The sequence below is a fragment of the Listeria swaminathanii genome (assembly GCF_014229645.1).
GTDB classification, from domain to species: Bacteria; Bacillota; Bacilli; order Lactobacillales; family Listeriaceae; genus Listeria; species Listeria swaminathanii.
The window spans coordinates 608,618-626,171 of sequence record NZ_JAATOD010000001.1 but is presented as its reverse complement, the minus strand read 5'-3'; the positions used below and the strand labels follow the sequence as shown (position 1 = coordinate 626,171).

At 39.5% G+C, this 17,554-nt stretch carries 17 protein-coding genes; 2 read left to right on the top strand and 15 right to left on the bottom strand.

From position 1 onward, the window contains the following. Nucleotides 1–8 precede the first annotated feature (8 nt). From HCX62_RS03050 to HCX62_RS03020, 7 genes are all read right to left on the bottom strand, one after another. On the bottom strand, nucleotides 9–962 hold the full coding sequence (locus HCX62_RS03050; RefSeq protein ID WP_185636981.1) for an aldo/keto reductase: 954 nt from the start codon (nucleotides 960–962) through the stop codon (nucleotides 9–11). Beyond that, the gene (locus HCX62_RS03045; RefSeq protein ID WP_185636980.1) at nucleotides 962–1,690 is read right to left on the bottom strand and encodes a glucosamine-6-phosphate deaminase; all 729 of its coding nucleotides are present in this window, start codon (nucleotides 1,688–1,690) and stop codon (nucleotides 962–964) included. Before HCX62_RS03045 ends, HCX62_RS03050 begins: the two co-directional genes overlap by 1 nt. Before the next feature lie 21 nt (nucleotides 1,691–1,711). After that, complete coding sequence (locus tag HCX62_RS03040; RefSeq protein WP_008947266.1) at nucleotides 1,712–3,037, bottom strand: PTS sugar transporter subunit IIC; 1,326 nt, start codon at nucleotides 3,035–3,037, stop codon at nucleotides 1,712–1,714. Nucleotides 3,038–3,056: 19 nt separating this feature from the next. After that, entirely contained in the window at nucleotides 3,057–3,392 is a 336-nt protein-coding gene (locus tag HCX62_RS03035) for a PTS sugar transporter subunit IIB (protein ID WP_185636979.1), read from the bottom strand. Continuing rightward, nucleotides 3,393–3,722, bottom strand: a complete 330-nt coding sequence (locus HCX62_RS03030) for a PTS lactose/cellobiose transporter subunit IIA (protein WP_185502465.1) — start codon at nucleotides 3,720–3,722, stop codon at nucleotides 3,393–3,395. A gap of 14 nt (nucleotides 3,723–3,736) precedes the next feature. Further along, on the bottom strand, nucleotides 3,737–5,755 hold the full coding sequence (locus HCX62_RS03025; protein WP_185636978.1) for a BglG family transcription antiterminator: 2,019 nt from the start codon (nucleotides 5,753–5,755) through the stop codon (nucleotides 3,737–3,739). A 207-nt stretch (nucleotides 5,756–5,962) separates the two neighbouring features. After that, the gene (locus HCX62_RS03020) at nucleotides 5,963–7,129 is read right to left on the bottom strand and encodes an MFS transporter (RefSeq protein ID WP_185636977.1); all 1,167 of its coding nucleotides are present in this window, start codon (nucleotides 7,127–7,129) and stop codon (nucleotides 5,963–5,965) included. Nucleotides 7,130–7,256: 127 nt separating this feature from the next. On the opposite strand from HCX62_RS03020, the gene HCX62_RS03015 reads away from it, so the two are divergent. Further along, nucleotides 7,257–7,610: a winged helix-turn-helix transcriptional regulator gene (locus HCX62_RS03015; RefSeq protein WP_003727117.1), complete on the top strand. Its 354-nt coding sequence runs from the start codon at nucleotides 7,257–7,259 to the stop codon at nucleotides 7,608–7,610. A 33-nt stretch (nucleotides 7,611–7,643) separates the two neighbouring features. On the opposite strand, the gene HCX62_RS03010 is transcribed toward HCX62_RS03015, so the two are convergent. Then, nucleotides 7,644–7,955 (bottom strand): DUF2316 family protein, encoded by a 312-nt coding sequence (locus tag HCX62_RS03010; protein WP_185636976.1) that lies wholly within the window; start codon nucleotides 7,953–7,955, stop codon nucleotides 7,644–7,646. Nucleotides 7,956–7,969: 14 nt separating this feature from the next. Further along, entirely contained in the window at nucleotides 7,970–8,968 is a 999-nt protein-coding gene (locus HCX62_RS03005) for an amidohydrolase family protein (protein ID WP_185636975.1), read from the bottom strand. Between the two features lie 103 nt (nucleotides 8,969–9,071). On the opposite strand from HCX62_RS03005, the gene HCX62_RS03000 reads away from it, so the two are divergent. Further along, a complete protein-coding gene (locus HCX62_RS03000) occupies nucleotides 9,072–9,629 on the top strand; it encodes a TetR/AcrR family transcriptional regulator (protein ID WP_185638007.1) in 558 nt (185 codons plus the stop codon). Between the two features lie 31 nt (nucleotides 9,630–9,660). On the opposite strand, the gene HCX62_RS02995 is transcribed toward HCX62_RS03000, so the two are convergent. From HCX62_RS02995 to HCX62_RS02970, 6 genes are all read right to left on the bottom strand, one after another. Next, nucleotides 9,661–10,149, bottom strand: a complete 489-nt coding sequence (locus HCX62_RS02995) for a QueT transporter family protein (protein WP_003721433.1) — start codon at nucleotides 10,147–10,149, stop codon at nucleotides 9,661–9,663. A gap of 159 nt (nucleotides 10,150–10,308) precedes the next feature. After that, nucleotides 10,309–11,874 (bottom strand): degradosome RNA helicase CshA, encoded by a 1,566-nt coding sequence (gene cshA, locus HCX62_RS02990; protein ID WP_185636974.1) that lies wholly within the window; start codon nucleotides 11,872–11,874, stop codon nucleotides 10,309–10,311. Nucleotides 11,875–12,335: 461 nt separating this feature from the next. Further along, nucleotides 12,336–14,009 (bottom strand): phospho-sugar mutase, encoded by a 1,674-nt coding sequence (locus HCX62_RS02985; protein WP_185636973.1) that lies wholly within the window; start codon nucleotides 14,007–14,009, stop codon nucleotides 12,336–12,338. After that, nucleotides 14,006–15,073, bottom strand: a complete 1,068-nt coding sequence (locus tag HCX62_RS02980; RefSeq protein ID WP_185636972.1) for a BtaManbiosPhlase — start codon at nucleotides 15,071–15,073, stop codon at nucleotides 14,006–14,008. The genes HCX62_RS02985 and HCX62_RS02980 overlap by 4 nt, the downstream gene beginning before the upstream one ends. Nucleotides 15,074–15,094: 21 nt before the next feature. Then, complete coding sequence (locus HCX62_RS02975) at nucleotides 15,095–16,009, bottom strand: MTP-1 family protein (protein ID WP_185636971.1); 915 nt, start codon at nucleotides 16,007–16,009, stop codon at nucleotides 15,095–15,097. Between the two features lies 1 nt (nucleotide 16,010). Beyond that, complete coding sequence (locus tag HCX62_RS02970) at nucleotides 16,011–17,543, bottom strand: alpha-amylase family glycosyl hydrolase (RefSeq protein WP_185636970.1); 1,533 nt, start codon at nucleotides 17,541–17,543, stop codon at nucleotides 16,011–16,013. Between the last annotated feature and the right edge of the window lie 11 nt (nucleotides 17,544–17,554).

Below are 17,554 nucleotides of genomic sequence, written 5' to 3'. Positions count from 1 at the left end.
GCCTTTCCTTATGCCTTCAAATCTAGCCAATCAACCTCGGTTTGCGTTAACTTAATTCCCGCTGCCGAAACAGAAGATTGGAGTTCAGCAGCATTTTCTGGTCCGATGACTGCGGCTGTTGGGAAAGATTGCGTTAAAACATAAGCAAGCGAAATTTGAATTGGTGAGCAGTCTTTTTGCTTCGCGAGTTGCTTCGCCCGGCTGTAGCGTTCCCAGTTCGCCTCACTATAATACACTTCCACCATTTCCGTATCGCTCGTATCTTCCTCGGAAAATCTGCCTGAGAAAAATCCACCAGCTTGTGATGACCAAGAAAACAGCGGCAAACCAGTTGCTTCGTGCCAGCGAATCATTTCTTCATTTGCCGAAACACAATTTTCCCAGCGAGGTCGATTCACTTTTGCCAAACTAAAATTAGGGCTATTAAAGCTTAATGGCGTCAAACCATGGCTAACCGCATATTCATTCGCTTCGATAATACGCGGCAGCTCCCAGTTTGAAAGGCCAATAGCATAAACACGGCCATCCTCGACTTCTTTATGCATCGCTTCCATGATAGCTCCCACTTCCACTTCTGGATTATCACGATGCAAGGCAAACAGCTCCACATGATCGGTTTTTAATGTATCTAAACTAACAGAAATATCTTCATGGATAGCTTCTGGAGTGACACGCGGCACATCGCTCGCTTCCCGTACCGGATGTCCACCTTTTGTTTGGATAATCACGCTATCACGGTTGCCACGCGCTTCCATCCAAGTACCAATCGCTTTTTCACTATGACGATAATGGCGCGCCGTATCAAAAATATTCCCACCCATTTCGAAATATTGATCCAACACCGGACCAGCAAAATCCATGTTATCCGCCCGTAAGAAATCCCCAGCACCCATCACTAAATTGGAACAAGCTATCTCGATTTTTTGACCATTTTTCCGACCTTTAACAATAATCTTTTCCATTATGCTTCCACCCCACTCGCTGCTATTTTATCAACTACAAGAGTCGTATTTGCTTCTTTTACAAGCGTTGCTGGAATCGCTACAGTGGGATCTTTTTCGACTACTTGTTTCACGATATCGATTTTTTTCTCGCCTGTTGCAACTAAATAAATCTCTTTTGCTGCTAAAATTTGCTGCATACCAAGTGAAATTCCGTGCGTTAACGGCAAATCTGTATCGAAATATTTGCTCATGACGCGTTTCGTTACATCATCTAGTTCCACAACATGACAATTCACATCCACGGGTACAAATGGCTCATTAAAGCCAATATGACCGTTAAGCCCGATTCCAAGCAAGATAAAGTCCAGCCCGCCACGCTCGTCGATAAAGGCATCCACACGAGCACATTCATCCGTTAAACTCGTTGCCTTCCCATCAAAAAAGCAAATTTGTTCACTGGAGACATTTTCTAATCGATCAAAAAATGCATCATACAGCGTTTGGATACAGCTACCTTTTGTTTCGCGACCTAAGCCAATCCATTCATCCAAGCCAACAAATTGCGTTTGACTGAAATCTACTTCACCAGCTTGATTCGCTTTAATGAGCGCTTCTATCGTCAGTAAAGGCGTATCCCCGCCAGCAATACAAATTAAGCTTGCTGGTTTTTCCTTTACTAATTCAATGATTCTTTGGCTCACTGTTTCAGCCACGACTTGCTCATTTTCGTTAATAACTAGTTTCATTTTTAAATCAACCTTTCTCTATTAGAAATCCAAGTCCAGTGCATCATGTGCTGCTTGGCGTTCTGATACAACTGTTTCCTCTTTGATCAAGCTCTTTTCATACATTTTAAAGAACGGGTAGTACATACAAACCGCTGCCGCGAGAACGACGATAATTAAAATAATTGCTCGCCAGTCCATTGTCGCCAAATACTGCGCGAGTGGAATCGGTGTGCCGCCAACATTCGCAATCGGAGGACGAACCCAACCAAAGTGGAACACAAACCATTGCCCTACCGCTAAAATTGGCGTTCCAAGTACGAACGGAATAAATAAATACGGGTTAAAACAGATTGGTAAACCGAAGACAACTGGTTCGGAAATCGTGAAAATTGCTGGAACTACGGATACTTTTCCGACTGCTTTTAGTTCTCTTGATTTACTAAATAGCGCGAGGATAACTAGCGCACCTGTAATACCAGAACCCGAGAAGCCCATGAAGTAATCCCAGAAGTTTGGCGCAAATACGTGAGGAATTGGTTCTCCCGCCGCATAAGCCGCCGCGTTTGCTCCTAAATATTGTGTCATAAACGGAAGTACAAAGCCAATCAAAATCGCATAACCATTTAGACCAATAAACCAGAATAACATTTCCAAGAAACAAATGAGGAAAACCGCATAAGGCGTATCAATACTATTAATCGCCGGAGCTAACATTGTCGTAAAGGCTTCCGGAATAATTTGCCCACTTGTGACACTTTGCATTAAAATACTTAAACCAACCGCACTGAACAGTAATACGACAAGCGGAATAATAGCTTCAAAAGTCGTCGCAATCCCGGCCGGTAAACCTTTAATACGAATAGTAATATTTTTTCTAATAAATAAGCCGATAAGTTCTACAGAAATAAGTGCTGCGAAAATAGCGATAAATAGTCCTCTAGAATCTAGGAATTCCGTATTAAGAACACCATCAACCATTTTCGTATTAAGGATTAGCGTTACCATAACAGCAGCCATCACACTATGTAACACAGGGACTTTCATTTGTTTCGCGTGGCTGTAGGAAATAGTTATTGCAGCATAAATCGATAGTAACCCAAACGTAAATTGAAACGGTAAGTTAAGTGCTGCTGCGTTTTGAACAAAGAATTCTTTTACAACAGAACCCGCCGGAAACATATTCCCGATTGCGGAAATAATCAGCGAAAATGATCCAATAATTAATACCGAGATCAAAGCGATCATCCCATTTTTTATTGAGGAAATATGACGTTGTTTTTCAATTCTGGCTGCGACTGGCTCAAAATACTTCTCCATAAAAGCGATAAAACGATTCATAAAAGATTGTTTGTTTTTACTCGACATGTTGTTTCCCTCCACTTTTTTATTTGTTCATTTTAAGGATAATCGCGTCTTTTAAAATGTTCGCACCATTGACTGTGCCGTAATCTTTCGTATCGATGACTTGAATTGGCTTATTATATTCCGCCGCGATTTCGCTTAAATGTTTTAATTGGTGTTTAATTTGAGGTCCGACTAAAATAACGTCGAAATCTTCAATATACTCGCGTAATTCTCCTGCTGGATGCGCTTCGATTTTCACATCGGTATTTGTTAATTTTTCACTATTTTGGGCAATTTCCTTCATTTTTGTGACCATTACCCCTGTAGATGCGCCTAAGTTACACACTAAAAGTACATGTAATTGATTGATTTCCATTTACTTTTCCTCCTCTTTTCTTAATGTTTTAATCTCTTGATGCATTTCAATCATTTCTCGAATTAAAGTTGATGCTAAGATGGTGTTCATTAATGTATCTTGCGCGTGTACAAGTAAAACGGAAAAATTAGCTTGTTCCCCTCTTGTTTCTTGAATCAGCATTTCCGTTTGTACTTTGTGCGCTTCAATCATGAGGTCATCTGCTTCTTTCAAAAGTTGTGCTACTAATTCTGAATCTGACTCTTTTGCGGCCTGTAAAGCTTCAATTAATTTAGAAAATGAATCCCCCGCTAGTGAAATTAATGAAAACGATATTTTTTCTATGTCCATTATGAATCCCTCTCTCATTCAAAGATAGCTGACTTAACGTAATGATAAATATCACGTTTTGAGCTAGCCATTTTAATTTTTTGCATTTTTTCTTCATTCAGCGCTAATTTCATTAATTGTTCCACGATTAAATGCGCTTCTTTCGTTTTTAAAGCCAGTGTGAAAATGACATGAACCGGCTCCTCGTACCTATCAAAAAACATAATACCGTCCTCAATGATTGTCACCCCAATACCATCCATCAAAACGCCATCGCTTGCCCCCGCGTGCGCAATTACTACGCCCGGCGCCACAACCATATATGGCCCATATACTTTTAAATTGTGAATGATTTTTTCGTGATAACTTGTCTCAATCACATCTAATTGCTCCATACATTTCGTTCCAAGCTTAATCGCTTTCCGCCACGTTGAGCACGTTTCTTCCATAACAATGGCTTCTTCTGTAAATTGAAACGGTGGGATAATTCTTTTTGGTGTTTCTCCTTCGTCCGATATAAGCGCTTCCAATAAATCGAATTCTAACTTACTTAAATTATTGATTTGCGTATTTTCACCAATAATCGCTAAAATCTTACTAAACTTATTAATAATCTGCTTATCACTTTTGACGAGTTTCATCCGTAAATGCTTTTGCAGTAATTCCATATCTTCTTTTTGCAAATAACTGTGGATTCGGAGTACCTTAGAATCTTGCATATCCGGTAAATCCACGGTACTAATGACAAAATCAAAATCGTTCATCATGGCGCGCTTAAACTTCCGCAGGCCAATCGTCTGAATCGACTCAAACTCAAACATCCGCTTCAACTGAATGGCGATCATTTTCGAAACTGCGACACCTTCTGGACAAATAATCAACAAGTTCGGTTTCATTTCGACCGTTTGCTTATTGCGCTGTACCTCGGATGCAAAGTATATCGCTAAAAATGAAATTTCCTGAGAGCTAACTGAAATTGGTAGTAGCGGCTTTAACGCTTCCAAACTTTCCTTCACGCGCATAAAAATTTCGCGATTATCACGCATAAATTCATTAAAAATCGGATTTTCAATAATAACCCCAGCGCGAACACGTCGAATCATCAACTTAATATGCGCCTTGATTTGTGTATAAAAATCCGTATCGCCATGCACAAAATCGACTTGATAAATTTCGCCCATTTTTTCGCAAATACCAGTCACAAACGCTTCAATAACCGCTTCATCCTCGCGCCCATATTGATATTGTTTCAGTGACCCGATAATCGTTTCTAGCGCCTTATCAAGCTCATCAACTGCCACAAAATCTGCTGTAAACTGAAAATCCGCTTTTGCCTCATGCTGTTTTAGTAAAATCGCAATTAACGTTAAATATAATTGCTCATCCATCGCACGCGTCATATTCTCCTCAACCGAATGCGCCTCACGATTCACTTCCTGCAAAACTTCCATTTCAAAAAGATTATAAAAAAATAACTCGCCTTTTTTAGATAAGCTATTTTCCGAATCTAAAAACTGATAAAATTCGCGGATATTAATAAAACGCAAGAAACTCCTAGCAAAAAGCGATGTTTTCGTAATTAAATTACCAGTCACTAGAAAACCATGCCTCGGTTGATGCGATAAATCCAAATTATTTAAAAAAAGCTCGCCTTCAATGGCACGCAGATGATTTAACACAGAGGATCTTGAAATAAACAACACTTCTTCAAAATAAGTAACCGGGAGCACGTCTTCACTTAAAAGCAGTTTTAGCAATAAAAATTGCTGCACTTCTTCTTGGCTGTAACGATATTTTTTCGGCGTGATTTGTTGTTTGAACTTACTCACAACCGGGTTTACGATGTTCTTTTCCGGAAGTAGCACCCCTTTCCTCGTATGTCTGATAAGAGCTGGTAACGTTTGCTCATGGAGAAAAATATCGATTTTTTCCAAACTATAACGAACACTGCGCTCAGAACAACCAAGCGAGTTAGAAATATAACCAATATTTTTAAAATCTTCCTGCTCCATAAGAAAATCTAAAATTTGAATACACTGCTGATTTAGTTTCATCAGGTATCACTCCTCTTTCTAAATTCAATTTATCATTTTTATGATAGGGCTTACAATAAGCTATATAGCTATTTTTGTCAGACACGTAGGGACAAAAAAACTACCCATTTTACTATAACTGGAAAAAAACCTTGCCGGAATAGGTCGGAGCTACTGAAAGCACAAAAAAAGCCTCCTACAGTCACTGTAAAAGGCCTATTATTTGAACTATTTATCTTTTTTCATATAGAAAGTTAAAATAATTGCAATGAAAACCATCAAAAATCCGACAATCGGCGTATAACTTAAACCAATATATTCGGTCACCAATCCACCAATAAGTGCGCCCAGTGCAATCCCAACATTGAAAGCCGAAATATTAAGCGCCGAAGCCATGCTCACCGTTTCCGGCAAATAACGCTCCGCCAATTGCACAACATACAGCTGCAAACCCGACACATTCATAAAGGCAAAAAATCCCATCAACATAATAGTAATTAATCCCAAAATCGCATTCCCCGACGTAAATTGAAGCAATAACAACGTCACCCCTTGCAAACTAAACATCACAAAAAGTGCCTTAGCCGGGCGTTCATTCGCAAAATGCCCACCAATCGTATTCCCAATCGCAACCATCACGCCATAAACAATCAACAAAACGACAATCATGCTCGTAGAATAACCCATTTCACTAAACATCGGCGATAAATACGTATAAACCACAAAAGTACCACCATAACCAAACGCCGTCATGAGCAACACCATCACGATTTTTTTATTGACTAACAATTGCCCAATCGATTTAAATGAAATGCTCTTGCCATTCGATAAATTTTTCGGCACAAGGAAAAAGTTAGCAATAATCGCCACCACGCCAATCGCAACAATAAACAGAAACGACATCCGCCAGCCAAAAAGTTGACCAATAAACGTCCCAAGTGGCACCCCTGTCACAGTCGCCACCGTAAGTCCCGTAAACATCACCGCAATCGCACTAGCCCGTTTACTCGGATGAACCACATCAGCCGCGATAACAGAAGCAATCGACATAAATACCCCGTGCGCAAATGCCGCAACTACACGCCCAGTGAGGAGCATTCCAAAACTCACAGCAAATGCCGAGACAAGATTCCCAATCAAAAACACAAACATCACTAATAATAATAAATTTTTACGATTCATTTTCGACGTCATTGTCGTTAAAACCGGCGCCCCCACCATCACACCAAGCGCATAAATCGATACAGTCAAACCAGCCGTACTAATCGACACTCCCATACTAGAAGAAATCAGTGGAAGCAGCCCGACACTAATAAATTCCGTTGAACCAATCCCAAACGCACTAATCGCCAGCGCCAAAAGCGTCAAATTAGGATTTACTTTTTTCATATCCACTTTATTTCCCCCTAAAAAATTGCAAATTGTTTCGTTCTGTTATACAGTATCTTATATACCGTATGAAATAACAAGAAGGTACTTAAAAGTCATATAGATACTAAAAAGTGCCTATAGGAGGATAACGATGACTAAAGTATATAATATCGGCGTCGAAGCTACACTAGAAGTTATAGGCGGCAAATGGAAACCAGTTATCCTTTGTCATTTACGCGAAGGCAAAAAACGAACTGGCGAATTAAAACGACTAATCCCCAACATCACACAAAAAATGCTCACACAACAATTGCGCGAGCTGGAAAAATCCGGGGTTATTGTGCGCAAAGTATATGAGCAAATCCCACCAAAAGTCGAGTATTCTTTAAGCGAATACGGCGAATCGTTGTCGGAGATTTTGAATAAACTTTGCTTATGGGGCGAGAATCATGTTGATCTTTTGCTTACGAAGAATGAGGATATTGTTTTGTTGAAGCGAGATTAATAAAAAAACAGCCACCTTTTTGGTGGCTGTTTTTTAACGATCTCCCTCACTTAACACCCCAGAATCAATTTGTCCCCCATCTAAAAACCAATACCCATGATAATCTCCACCAAGAGCCGTAAACGGAACAGGCGTCTTCCCTGCCTCCGCGACCTTTTCAAGCAAATAATTTCGCAAAATCCAGCCATCATTTAAAGAACGTTGTTTCAAACCTAAAATCCGTTCAATTTTCACTTCACTTGTATTTAATTCTTTTGCCACTTCTGCGACGGTTAGATCCGCCTGTGCTAGATTAGCCGCAAATTCACTTTTCGTTGACTTGATTTGTTCTTTTGATAAAGTCATTTTTATTCCACCTTTTATAAATGTAATAATTTTTCTGCGTTTTTGTGAGCGATTTTTGCTTTTGTTTCGTCCGTTAAATCAAGCGTATCTAAGAAAGTTCCGGCATTTTCTGGTTTTACAAAAGGATAATCTAGCGCATAAATGAGATGGTTTTCATCTAATTCATTTAATAAAAACTTCCATTCATTTTGGTATAATAATCCGCTTGGTGTCACATACACATTTGTCCGGTAGTAATCAGAAATTTTCCGTTCAAGCGTTGTCCAGTGTCCTAGCGTGTCGTCCATTCTTTCTAAAAACATTGGTACCATTTCGCCTAAATGTCCTGTAATGATTTTTAAATTCGGCAATTTATCAAAAATACCGGAAAGAATCATTCGCACGACTTGAATACCAACGTCCATATGCCAACCAAAACCAGCGGAAGAAAATACTCCTGTAACCACGTCAGACCAAGCTTCACTGGCAAAATACTGTTCCGTAATTTGTCCTGGAATAAACGATGGGTGGAATGAAATAGGTACATCTAATTTCTCCGCCATCTCAAAAATCGGATAATAAAAGCTATTATCAAAGTATTTATTTTCAAATTGACCTTTTACAAGCGCCCCTTTGAAACCTAATTCTTCTACTGCTCTTTTTAATTCAATCGCTGCGTCTTCTGGTGAGCCCACAGGTAAAACGGCGAAACCTGCAAAACGACTAGGATTTGTTTGAATCACTTTCGCTAGTTCATCATTTGCTCGTTTACACAGTGCTACCGAAATTTTTGGATCTAAGTTTTGCGGCGAACTATTTCCATAAGAAAGAACTTGCATATCAATGCCATGTTGATCCATAAATGCTAACCGATTTTTTGTTTCTTGCATTTCAGCTGCTGACGGAAGTTCCTTTTGCATATAATTAAACATTTCCGGACTAACCTGCCCGCTTACTATGTTTCCAGTCACCTTGTTAATTTCGTTCGTAATTACTTCGGATTCAAAATGTTCTTCTATCGTGATAATTTTCATGTCCATTCCTCCTTAACTAAACAATACCCCTTTTTAGGTTGCTAATATAGCTATGTTTCGATACAATAATAACTATTATGTATCATAAAGTAGAGGTGCTCTCATTAATAAATATATAAAAGTACATCAGCCATTAAATGTCGATTTACGCGCACAAAAAACGCAAACTAAATTATATACGGTTATTGAGCGATTTTATAAAGAAGGCCAAACATTCGAATCCATTACTGTAAAAGATTTATGTGAACAAGCGCAAGTATCACGTGCCACTTTTTATCGTCATCATGAAGAAATTATTCAAGTCGTTGAAGTCCAGCTTTTACGGACAATGCAGTATTTTTCTTTGAAATTCGATCAAACTTTTTTGACAAAGCAAAATATCCAGCAGTTAATTATTGCTACCATTCAGGAAAACCAACTTTTATTCCAAGTGATTTTTTGGAGTCGCGCTGAAAATATTTTTTTAGATGTCGTCTCTGGAGAAATACTTCGAATTGCTTTATTAAAAGAAGTTTCCTTTTCCGATAATAAGTTTATTCCCAATTATTTAGCTAGGATGATTTTAAGTTTGGCGGCTGAAGTACATCAAGCTAAAAAGGAATATACGAACAGCCAATTAATTGATTTAGTACAGGAAGCCGCTCATTTTTCCCAAAAATAAAAAGAGCCTAAGTTCCCTTAGACGCTCTCATTTAATCAATCATTTTACGGAAATTCAACCGTTTATTTAATAGATACATTAGCGGAATCCCGACACCCATCACAATGAACTCACTTGCGGCTGTTGTTGCCCAAGTAATTAGGAATGGTAAGTCAAAAACGATCACTAGCTCCCAAGCGATAATCGCCATCGTTACGGAAAATAGAATCGTATTAATAATCATCCGCGGAATAATTCCTTTAACGTATTTAGAAATTCCAATCATTAGTAAAAGGGAAATAGCTGACTGCGCTACGCCAAAAACTAAATCAATCCAACCTAATCCGGAAAAGAACAAATTCGTAATAAAAACACCTACGATAATGCCCCAAAAGTACTTTTTATTAAAGACGATTAGGTGATTAAAAATTTCTGGTATTCTAAATTGTAATGCCATAAACCCAATTGGTGCGACAATCATTCCGAGCACTACATACAGTGCGGCAATAATTGCATTCACCGTCAAAATTTTCATTTTCATTATTATTTCCTCCTAGTTTTTTTACGTGGGATGGTATGAATGAACCACGTGTGGCAATTTTGCCAACATGCTATTTTCTCATATTTAGAAGTTATTGTAAATGACTTATTATACATAAAAAAACGGCTACCTTTGCGGGTAGCCGTTTGTCTTGTAATCTTATTTAGATTTTTGTGAGTAGTTGCCTTTGTTGCCGCCGCTACGTTGTTCGCCGCCACTACGACGATCACGATTTCCGCCACCGCCAGAGCCACTTCCACCACCGGAACCGCCGCCACTACGACGACCTTTTCCGCTGTTGTTGCGATCACGGTAGCTTCCGCCTTTGCCGCTTCCGCCGCGATAGCCGCCACCTTTGCCGCCTTTACCATTTTTACCTTTGTAGCCGCCACCGCCACCACGGGATGGTAATGGACGTTCTTCAGTAATATGGACAGGAGTTTTATCTGGTTCTTTCGCTAACATTTTAAGCATTGCTGCTGCGATGTCAGTTGCATCGTATTTTTCAAGAAGTTCGTTAGCAAACGTTTTGTAGTCAGCTAAGTTTTCTTCTGTGATTGCTTCTTGAATTTTTTCAGTTGCTACGCGTAATTGGCCTGCAAATGCTTCGTCCCATGTAGGAGCTTGAAGTGGTTGCATACGTTTTTTCGTAGTTTCTTCAACAATACGTAGGTAACCCATTTCACGAGGTTGTACGAAAGTAATCGCCATACCTTCTTTACCAGCACGACCAGTACGACCGATACGGTGAACATAGCTTTCTGGATCTTGTGGAATGTCATAGTTATATACGTGTGTTACGCCGGAAATATCAAGTCCACGTGCTGCTACATCTGTTGCAACAAGAACATCAATTTTTCCTTCTTTAAATTTGCGTAGTACGCTCATACGTTTTGCTTGCGTTAAGTCACCGTGGATACCTTCAGCCACATAACCACGCATATCAAGCGCGCGAGATAGTTCGTCTACACGACGTTTTGTACGACCGAAAACGATTGCTAGTTCTGGTGCTTGAACGTCTAATAAACGAGATAATACGTCAAATTTTTCTTTTTCGTGCACTTTTACGAAGAATTGTTCGATTAATAGTGCAGTCATTTCTTTTGCTTTAATGCGAATAAGTTCTGGGCTGTGCATGAAACGTTCACCAATACGGCGAATTGGATCAGGCATCGTTGCAGAAAATAGTAATGTTTGACGTTCTGCTGGTACTTCTTTTAGAATAGTTTCGATATCATCAATGAAGCCCATGTTTAGCATTTCGTCAGCTTCATCTAGTACAAGTGTTTCCACGTTGTCTAGTTTCAGTGTGCGACGGTTAATATGATCCAAAATACGTCCTGGCGTACCAACTACGATTTGTGGGTTTTTCTTAAGTGAACGGATTTGACGGCTGATATCACTACCACCGTAAACCGCTAGCACGCGTACATGTTTGTCGTAGCTAAGTTTATAAAGCTCTTCAGAAACTTGGATTGCAAGTTCACGTGTTGGAGCAATAATTAAAGCTTGTACGTTGTTACTCTTTTGGTCAATTTTGTGGATCATTGGAAGACCAAAAGCGGCTGTTTTACCAGTACCTGTTTGTGCTTGCCCGATTAAGTCTTTACCTGCTAGTCCTAGTGGAATTGTCTTTTCTTGGATTGGTGTTGCTTCTTCAAACCCCATCCGATTTACTGATTTTACAATTTTTTCGTCCAGTCCGAACTCCGAAAATTTTGTCAATGTCATTTCTCCTTTACCTGTTTAAAGTTTGGTAGGAGAGCTACTTTTATAATTCATCACAATACGCTTATTACGATTGTTTGTCTGTTCATTTGCAGTTGTTTTTATGAAAACTGCTATCTTTCATTTTCATTTTTCTGCAATAGAAAAGCCTGGGCGCACCAAGCAAAATGATTCACGGCATCAGAAATACTCTCTGCCATTATAGCAGTTCTAACGCATCAAATAAAAAAGCCCTCATTAATCACTAGGCTAAATATAAACCTAATAAACTTCCATCTATCATCATAACACACTAACTATTTCTTTTCAACGGCAAAACCTTATCTTTCCTTGCTATTATCGAATAAAAAAAGTTATTTTCTTGCAAATGTACGTTTATCAGTGCCCTTTAGCTATTTTTATTGTGAAATCTTTTAAAAAAAGCTGAAAACTGTCCGAAAACAATTTCCAGCTTTTTATTAATTCCATTTAGCTAGTACGCGTTTTTTTAGATTGTCCATTGCTTCTGTTGCGATTTCTTCTGTTTTACCGATTGTTTGGAAATAGATTTTGCACTTAGGTTCCGTCCCTGATGGTCGTATAGCGAACCAGGATTCATCTGCTAAGTAAAATTTCAAAACATTTTCTTTAGGTAGGTGAACACTTGTTACTTCATTCGTTAAAAGGTTCGTTCGCGTGCTCGTCAGAAAATCTTCAACAGTTACTATTTCAGATAAAAAAGTGGGTTCTTTTCGTAGCAATTCGATCACTTGGTTCATTTTTGCATTGCCATCGTTGTTTTCGAGTGTAATCGTGTGCAGATGTTCTTTGTGATAGCCAAATTTCCCATATAAATTTTGCAGTCGAGCAAGGAGTGTGGTTCCTTCTTTTTTATAGAAAAGCGTCATTTCTGCTGTTAGTAGCGCTGCTTGAACTGCATCTTTATCACGGACAAATGGCGCAATCAAATAGCCATAGCTTTCTTCATATCCAAAAACAAACTTAGCTTCTGTCCCTTCCATTTCGGCTATTTTTTCACCAATGAATTTGAATCCTGTAAGTGTTTGAATGTGACTAACGCCAAAGTGGCTCGCTATTTTACCACCTAAATCCCCAGTGACAATCGTATTTATCATCGTATCCGCTTCTGTTAACTGTGTTTTTGCTGACAGAATATAATCTAATAATAACGCCCCAAGCTGGTTTCCTGTTAAAATTTGGTACTCGTTTTGGTTGTTTAAAACTGCCACTCCAAGTCTGTCGGCGTCAGGATCTGTTGCCAAAATAAGATCAGCTTGTATTTTCCCCGCTTGTTTTTTGGCAAGTTCAAAACTATTTTCTTCTTCAGGATTTGGCGAAATAACTGTCGGAAAATCTCCATCGGGCTCACTTTGCTCGGAAATAAGCGTGACATTCGACAAACCATTTTCTAAGAGTCCGCGCATAACGAGCTCTTTACCCGCACCATGAAGCGGTGTATAGCAAATAGTTAATTCATTCCCATAATCAGCAAGCAAGTCTGGTCGAGACCCTACTTCAGTTAATGCCTTTAAATATGCATCGTCCATTTCTTTTCCGATGAGCGTAACTAACAGATTTGGTAGTTCGCGCACTGGTATGCTAAAAATATCAGTTATTTTAGCTAAATAGCCAGCAATTTCCTCTGCTACTTCTAGTGTGATTTGGCAGCCATTTTTGTCATACACTTTAAATCCGTTATATATAGAAGGATTATGACTTGCGGTAATGACGACACCTGCAAAAGCAGCTCTTTCTCGAACGCAAAAAGATAATGCTGGGGTCGGGCGAATCGCGTCAGATAAATAAACTCTAATTCCTAGCGCCGATAAAACTTTCGCCGTTTCAGCCGCAAAAGTATTTGAATGATGTCTAGAATCATATGCAATCGCAACACCCTTTTCCGCGCCGCCATTTGCTACAACATATTCCCCTAACCCTTTAGCCACTCTTCTAATCGTAAAAAGGTTAATGCGTTTCGAGCCAACACCCATTTTACCGCGCATTCCACCTGTCCCGAACGTTAAGTAACCATCAAATCTTTCGCTTTCATTTGCTACTCGTTTTATTTCATCCTGCCATTCATCAGGTAAATCAGCATTTTGCCAGGCGTTCAAGTAGTTTTGCCAGGTCATTTATTTTCCACTTCTAACTGATGTAAAATTTCACTGACTTTCATATCGCATCCTGCCATTGAAGTATCCGCCACGCCGTAATACATATGTAGCGTGTCGCCTTCTTGGATTGCTCCACAAGCAAAAACAACATCGCCAAAGAAGCCATTTTTTTCATAATCAGCTACCGGTTCTAAAATCGGGGTTTTCGTTCTTTTTAGCACAATTGTTGGGTCATTTAAATCAAGCAACGCCGCGCCCATCACATAACGATTTTCTTTGGTCGCACCGTGATATAAAATCAGCCAGCCTTCTTCCGTTTTGATTGGTACACAACCGCCGCCAACTCGGCCACTATCATATTCACCGGGACGAATACCTAGCAAATGACGATGGTCGCCAAAGCTGCGCAAATCTGGTGATGAAGCAATCCAAATATCTAAATTCCCAATACTTTTCAAACTCGGGCGATGCAAGGCATAATATTTTCCGTTAATTTTTTCTGGAAAAATCAGTACATCTTTATTTTCAGGAGCAAAAATATTTCCTTGATACTCCAAATTTTCAAAGTCTTTTGTTGTAATTAATGCATCCGCCACGCCAAACTCAGATACCGCACTAAAGTTCACGTGATATGTATCGCCTATTTGCGTTACCCGAGCATCTTCAATACCAAATGTTTGATACTCATTAAATGGATATAAAAACGGTTTTTCATCTAATGCAAAATGGTGACCATCTTTACTACGCGCAATTCGAATATAAGAAAGAGAAGTCAAAAAAGAAAAACCTTCTAGTTTTGCTTTATTACGAATCATTCGTGGATCTTCAAAATCATAATTTTCATCATCTAACCGGAATTCTTGCAGCTCTAATGCTTTACTTTCCGCATTATACACTGGTGCAAGTACCACTTCAGGGTCCGCACTTACTGGTTTTTCTGCGACACGAAGCAGTAAAAGCACTTCGCCATTATACTCTGCTACACCCGCATTGAAAGCACCAATCACTTCGAATCCTTCATGAATTGGTTTTACGTCTAACGGTGTAATTAATGGATTTTCTTCATAACGATAAATGTTCATCTCTATACAAAACTCCTACTATTAGTTATTTTTAAATGGATCTGGAATAGTTAATTTTTGCGCATCTGAATCGCCAATCCCCGCATAAAGCGTGGCAGTCCCATCCGCATTCCTGATTAAACCGCCGCTAAACACAACGTCCGCTAAATCCGGTCTTTTTGGTTCACTCGGAGCAAAATTAGCGCGTTCAGCGATTATTTTTTCTTGCTCGATTTGTGTAAAATCTTCATTCAATTGAAAAGAACATGCGTAATAGTGGCGATCGCCGAGCTCATCAAAACAAGCAATATGGCCAAGAACACCAACGCTACCATCTTCTAACAAATGAATTTCGTTGCCGCCACCCCATTCATCACCTGAAAAATTTCGTTTCAAAAGTGGGGCTGTTTCTATTTTCTCCTTTGTTAATTCCACCAAAGAATCAATGACGATTGCACCAATTTTTCCACGACCGCCTTTTTCGCCTTGTGGTCTCGTTAATACTAAAATGCGTCCGTCTGCTAGCTCTTTGATACGTAAATCTTTCATTCCAATTGGACCAGTAAGGATTTGTTCGAAGTCAGTAAGCGAGGTGGCACGATACAAATTGGTTCGCCAATCTAGCTTAGTTGGATCCGTTTCTTGCGGAAAAACTTCTACACCACCAATGATTAGTTCCCCTTGAACAAACGTGACAAATGGGTCTTGGAGCGCTAGTACAACTCCCTTTTCAACTAATTGATACGTGTCTGTCCCCGTGTTTTCAAAAAAATGTACTTCTGCAAACTCGCTATCCCGCGACTCCACTCGACCAGCAATGTATGTTTTATCCAGCCAGCTAAAAGGCGCGGTAATATTATATACATCCTTGTCACCCGCTCCATTTAATTGAATCTGAGTTCCACGCGCTGTCGTATTTTCACGAAATGTTTGCAATAAGGTTTCTATTGATTTCAATTTAATCCTCCACTCTGAGCGCAATTCCGGCATGCGCACCCATCTTAATACCCGTTTCTAACATATCCGCTTCCCCAAAAACGAGCCTCCCTTGCCCTCGAAACGGATAGACCACTTCGCCCTCTCCAAAATGAAGTAAAAATAAGATTTCACCACGTTGATAGCTGAGTATTTCGCCATCTAATTTCAAAGAAGTGTATTCTTTATCTTTAAAGTCATATTCTTTTCGGAAAGTAAGTAATTCTTTATAAAGATGCCACATCGATAGCGCTTCTTTTTCTTGTAAACTAGCCGTTTTAATCCATGACTCGCCCGAAGTGAATGGTTTCCCGTCCGGAAATACCATCGGGCCGCGAGCTTTATCACGCGTTTTTTCTATCGCGCTTTCAAGGGCTTGCGTTTCAGCTTTCCCCCTTTGCAACGCTTGGTAATAAGCAGCTGTTCCTTGAATATCACGCATCTCTTCCACTGACGAAAACGTTAAATCCGGCATCCCCATTTCTTCCCCGTAATAAATAAACGGCACGCCTTTCGCAGTCAACATTAAAAATGCTAAAAGCTTTGTTTTTATCAAGTTTCCATCCGCAAGCCGCGTTGTATATCGGCTCATATCATGGCTTCCAAAGAAAAGCGTCGGCCATTGCCCTTCCTGTAATTCTGTTTCCATCTCATTCAACGAAGTAAATACAGATTTCGCGTCAATTTGTTCCACACTTCCAAAATTAAAATTAAACGTTACATCAAGCATTTTTTTCGAGCTATACTTCGCAATTTCCGGCAATTTATCCGAACTAATTTCGCCTACTAAAAACACCTCACACTCTTTACGGCAAAAAGTGGCAATATGCTCCAAAGCTTGTTCCAATCCTCGCTGATTACGGTCATAGACATGCTCCATTTCACCCTCAACAACTGGATTATCCGGAAACTCCAAGACGAGCGTTAAATTATTAATAACATCTAGTCTAAAACCAGCCACGCCTTCATTTAACCAAAACGCTAACACTTGCTCCATTTCCGCTTGAACAGCTTGGTTTGCCCAGTTCAAATCAGCTTGTTCTTTAGCAAAACTATGATAATAATATTCGCCAGTAAGCTCATCTAATTCCCAAGCAGAACCGCCAAAAAACGACTCCCAATTATTCGGTTTTTCGCGCCAAATATAATAATCTCGTTTAGGATTGGTTTTATTCATACGCGATTCCTTAAACCAAGCATGCTCCGTCGATGAATGATTGAGCACTAAATCAATAATGACTTTTATACCTCGCGCATCAGCCGCTTTCATAAACTCACGAAAATCAGTCATATTGCCGTAATCCGGGTTTATTTCGCAGTAATCCGAAACATCATAGCCATTATCCACTTGCGGCGAAGGATAAAATGGTGTGAGCCAAATACCATCTATCCCCAAATCCGCCAGATAGTCTAACCTGCTAGTCAACCCTTTAAAATCACCTAAACCATCACCATTACTATCCTGAAATGATTTCATATAAATTTCATAAAAAACACTGCCTCGCCAAAACTCCAAGTTCAGTCGCT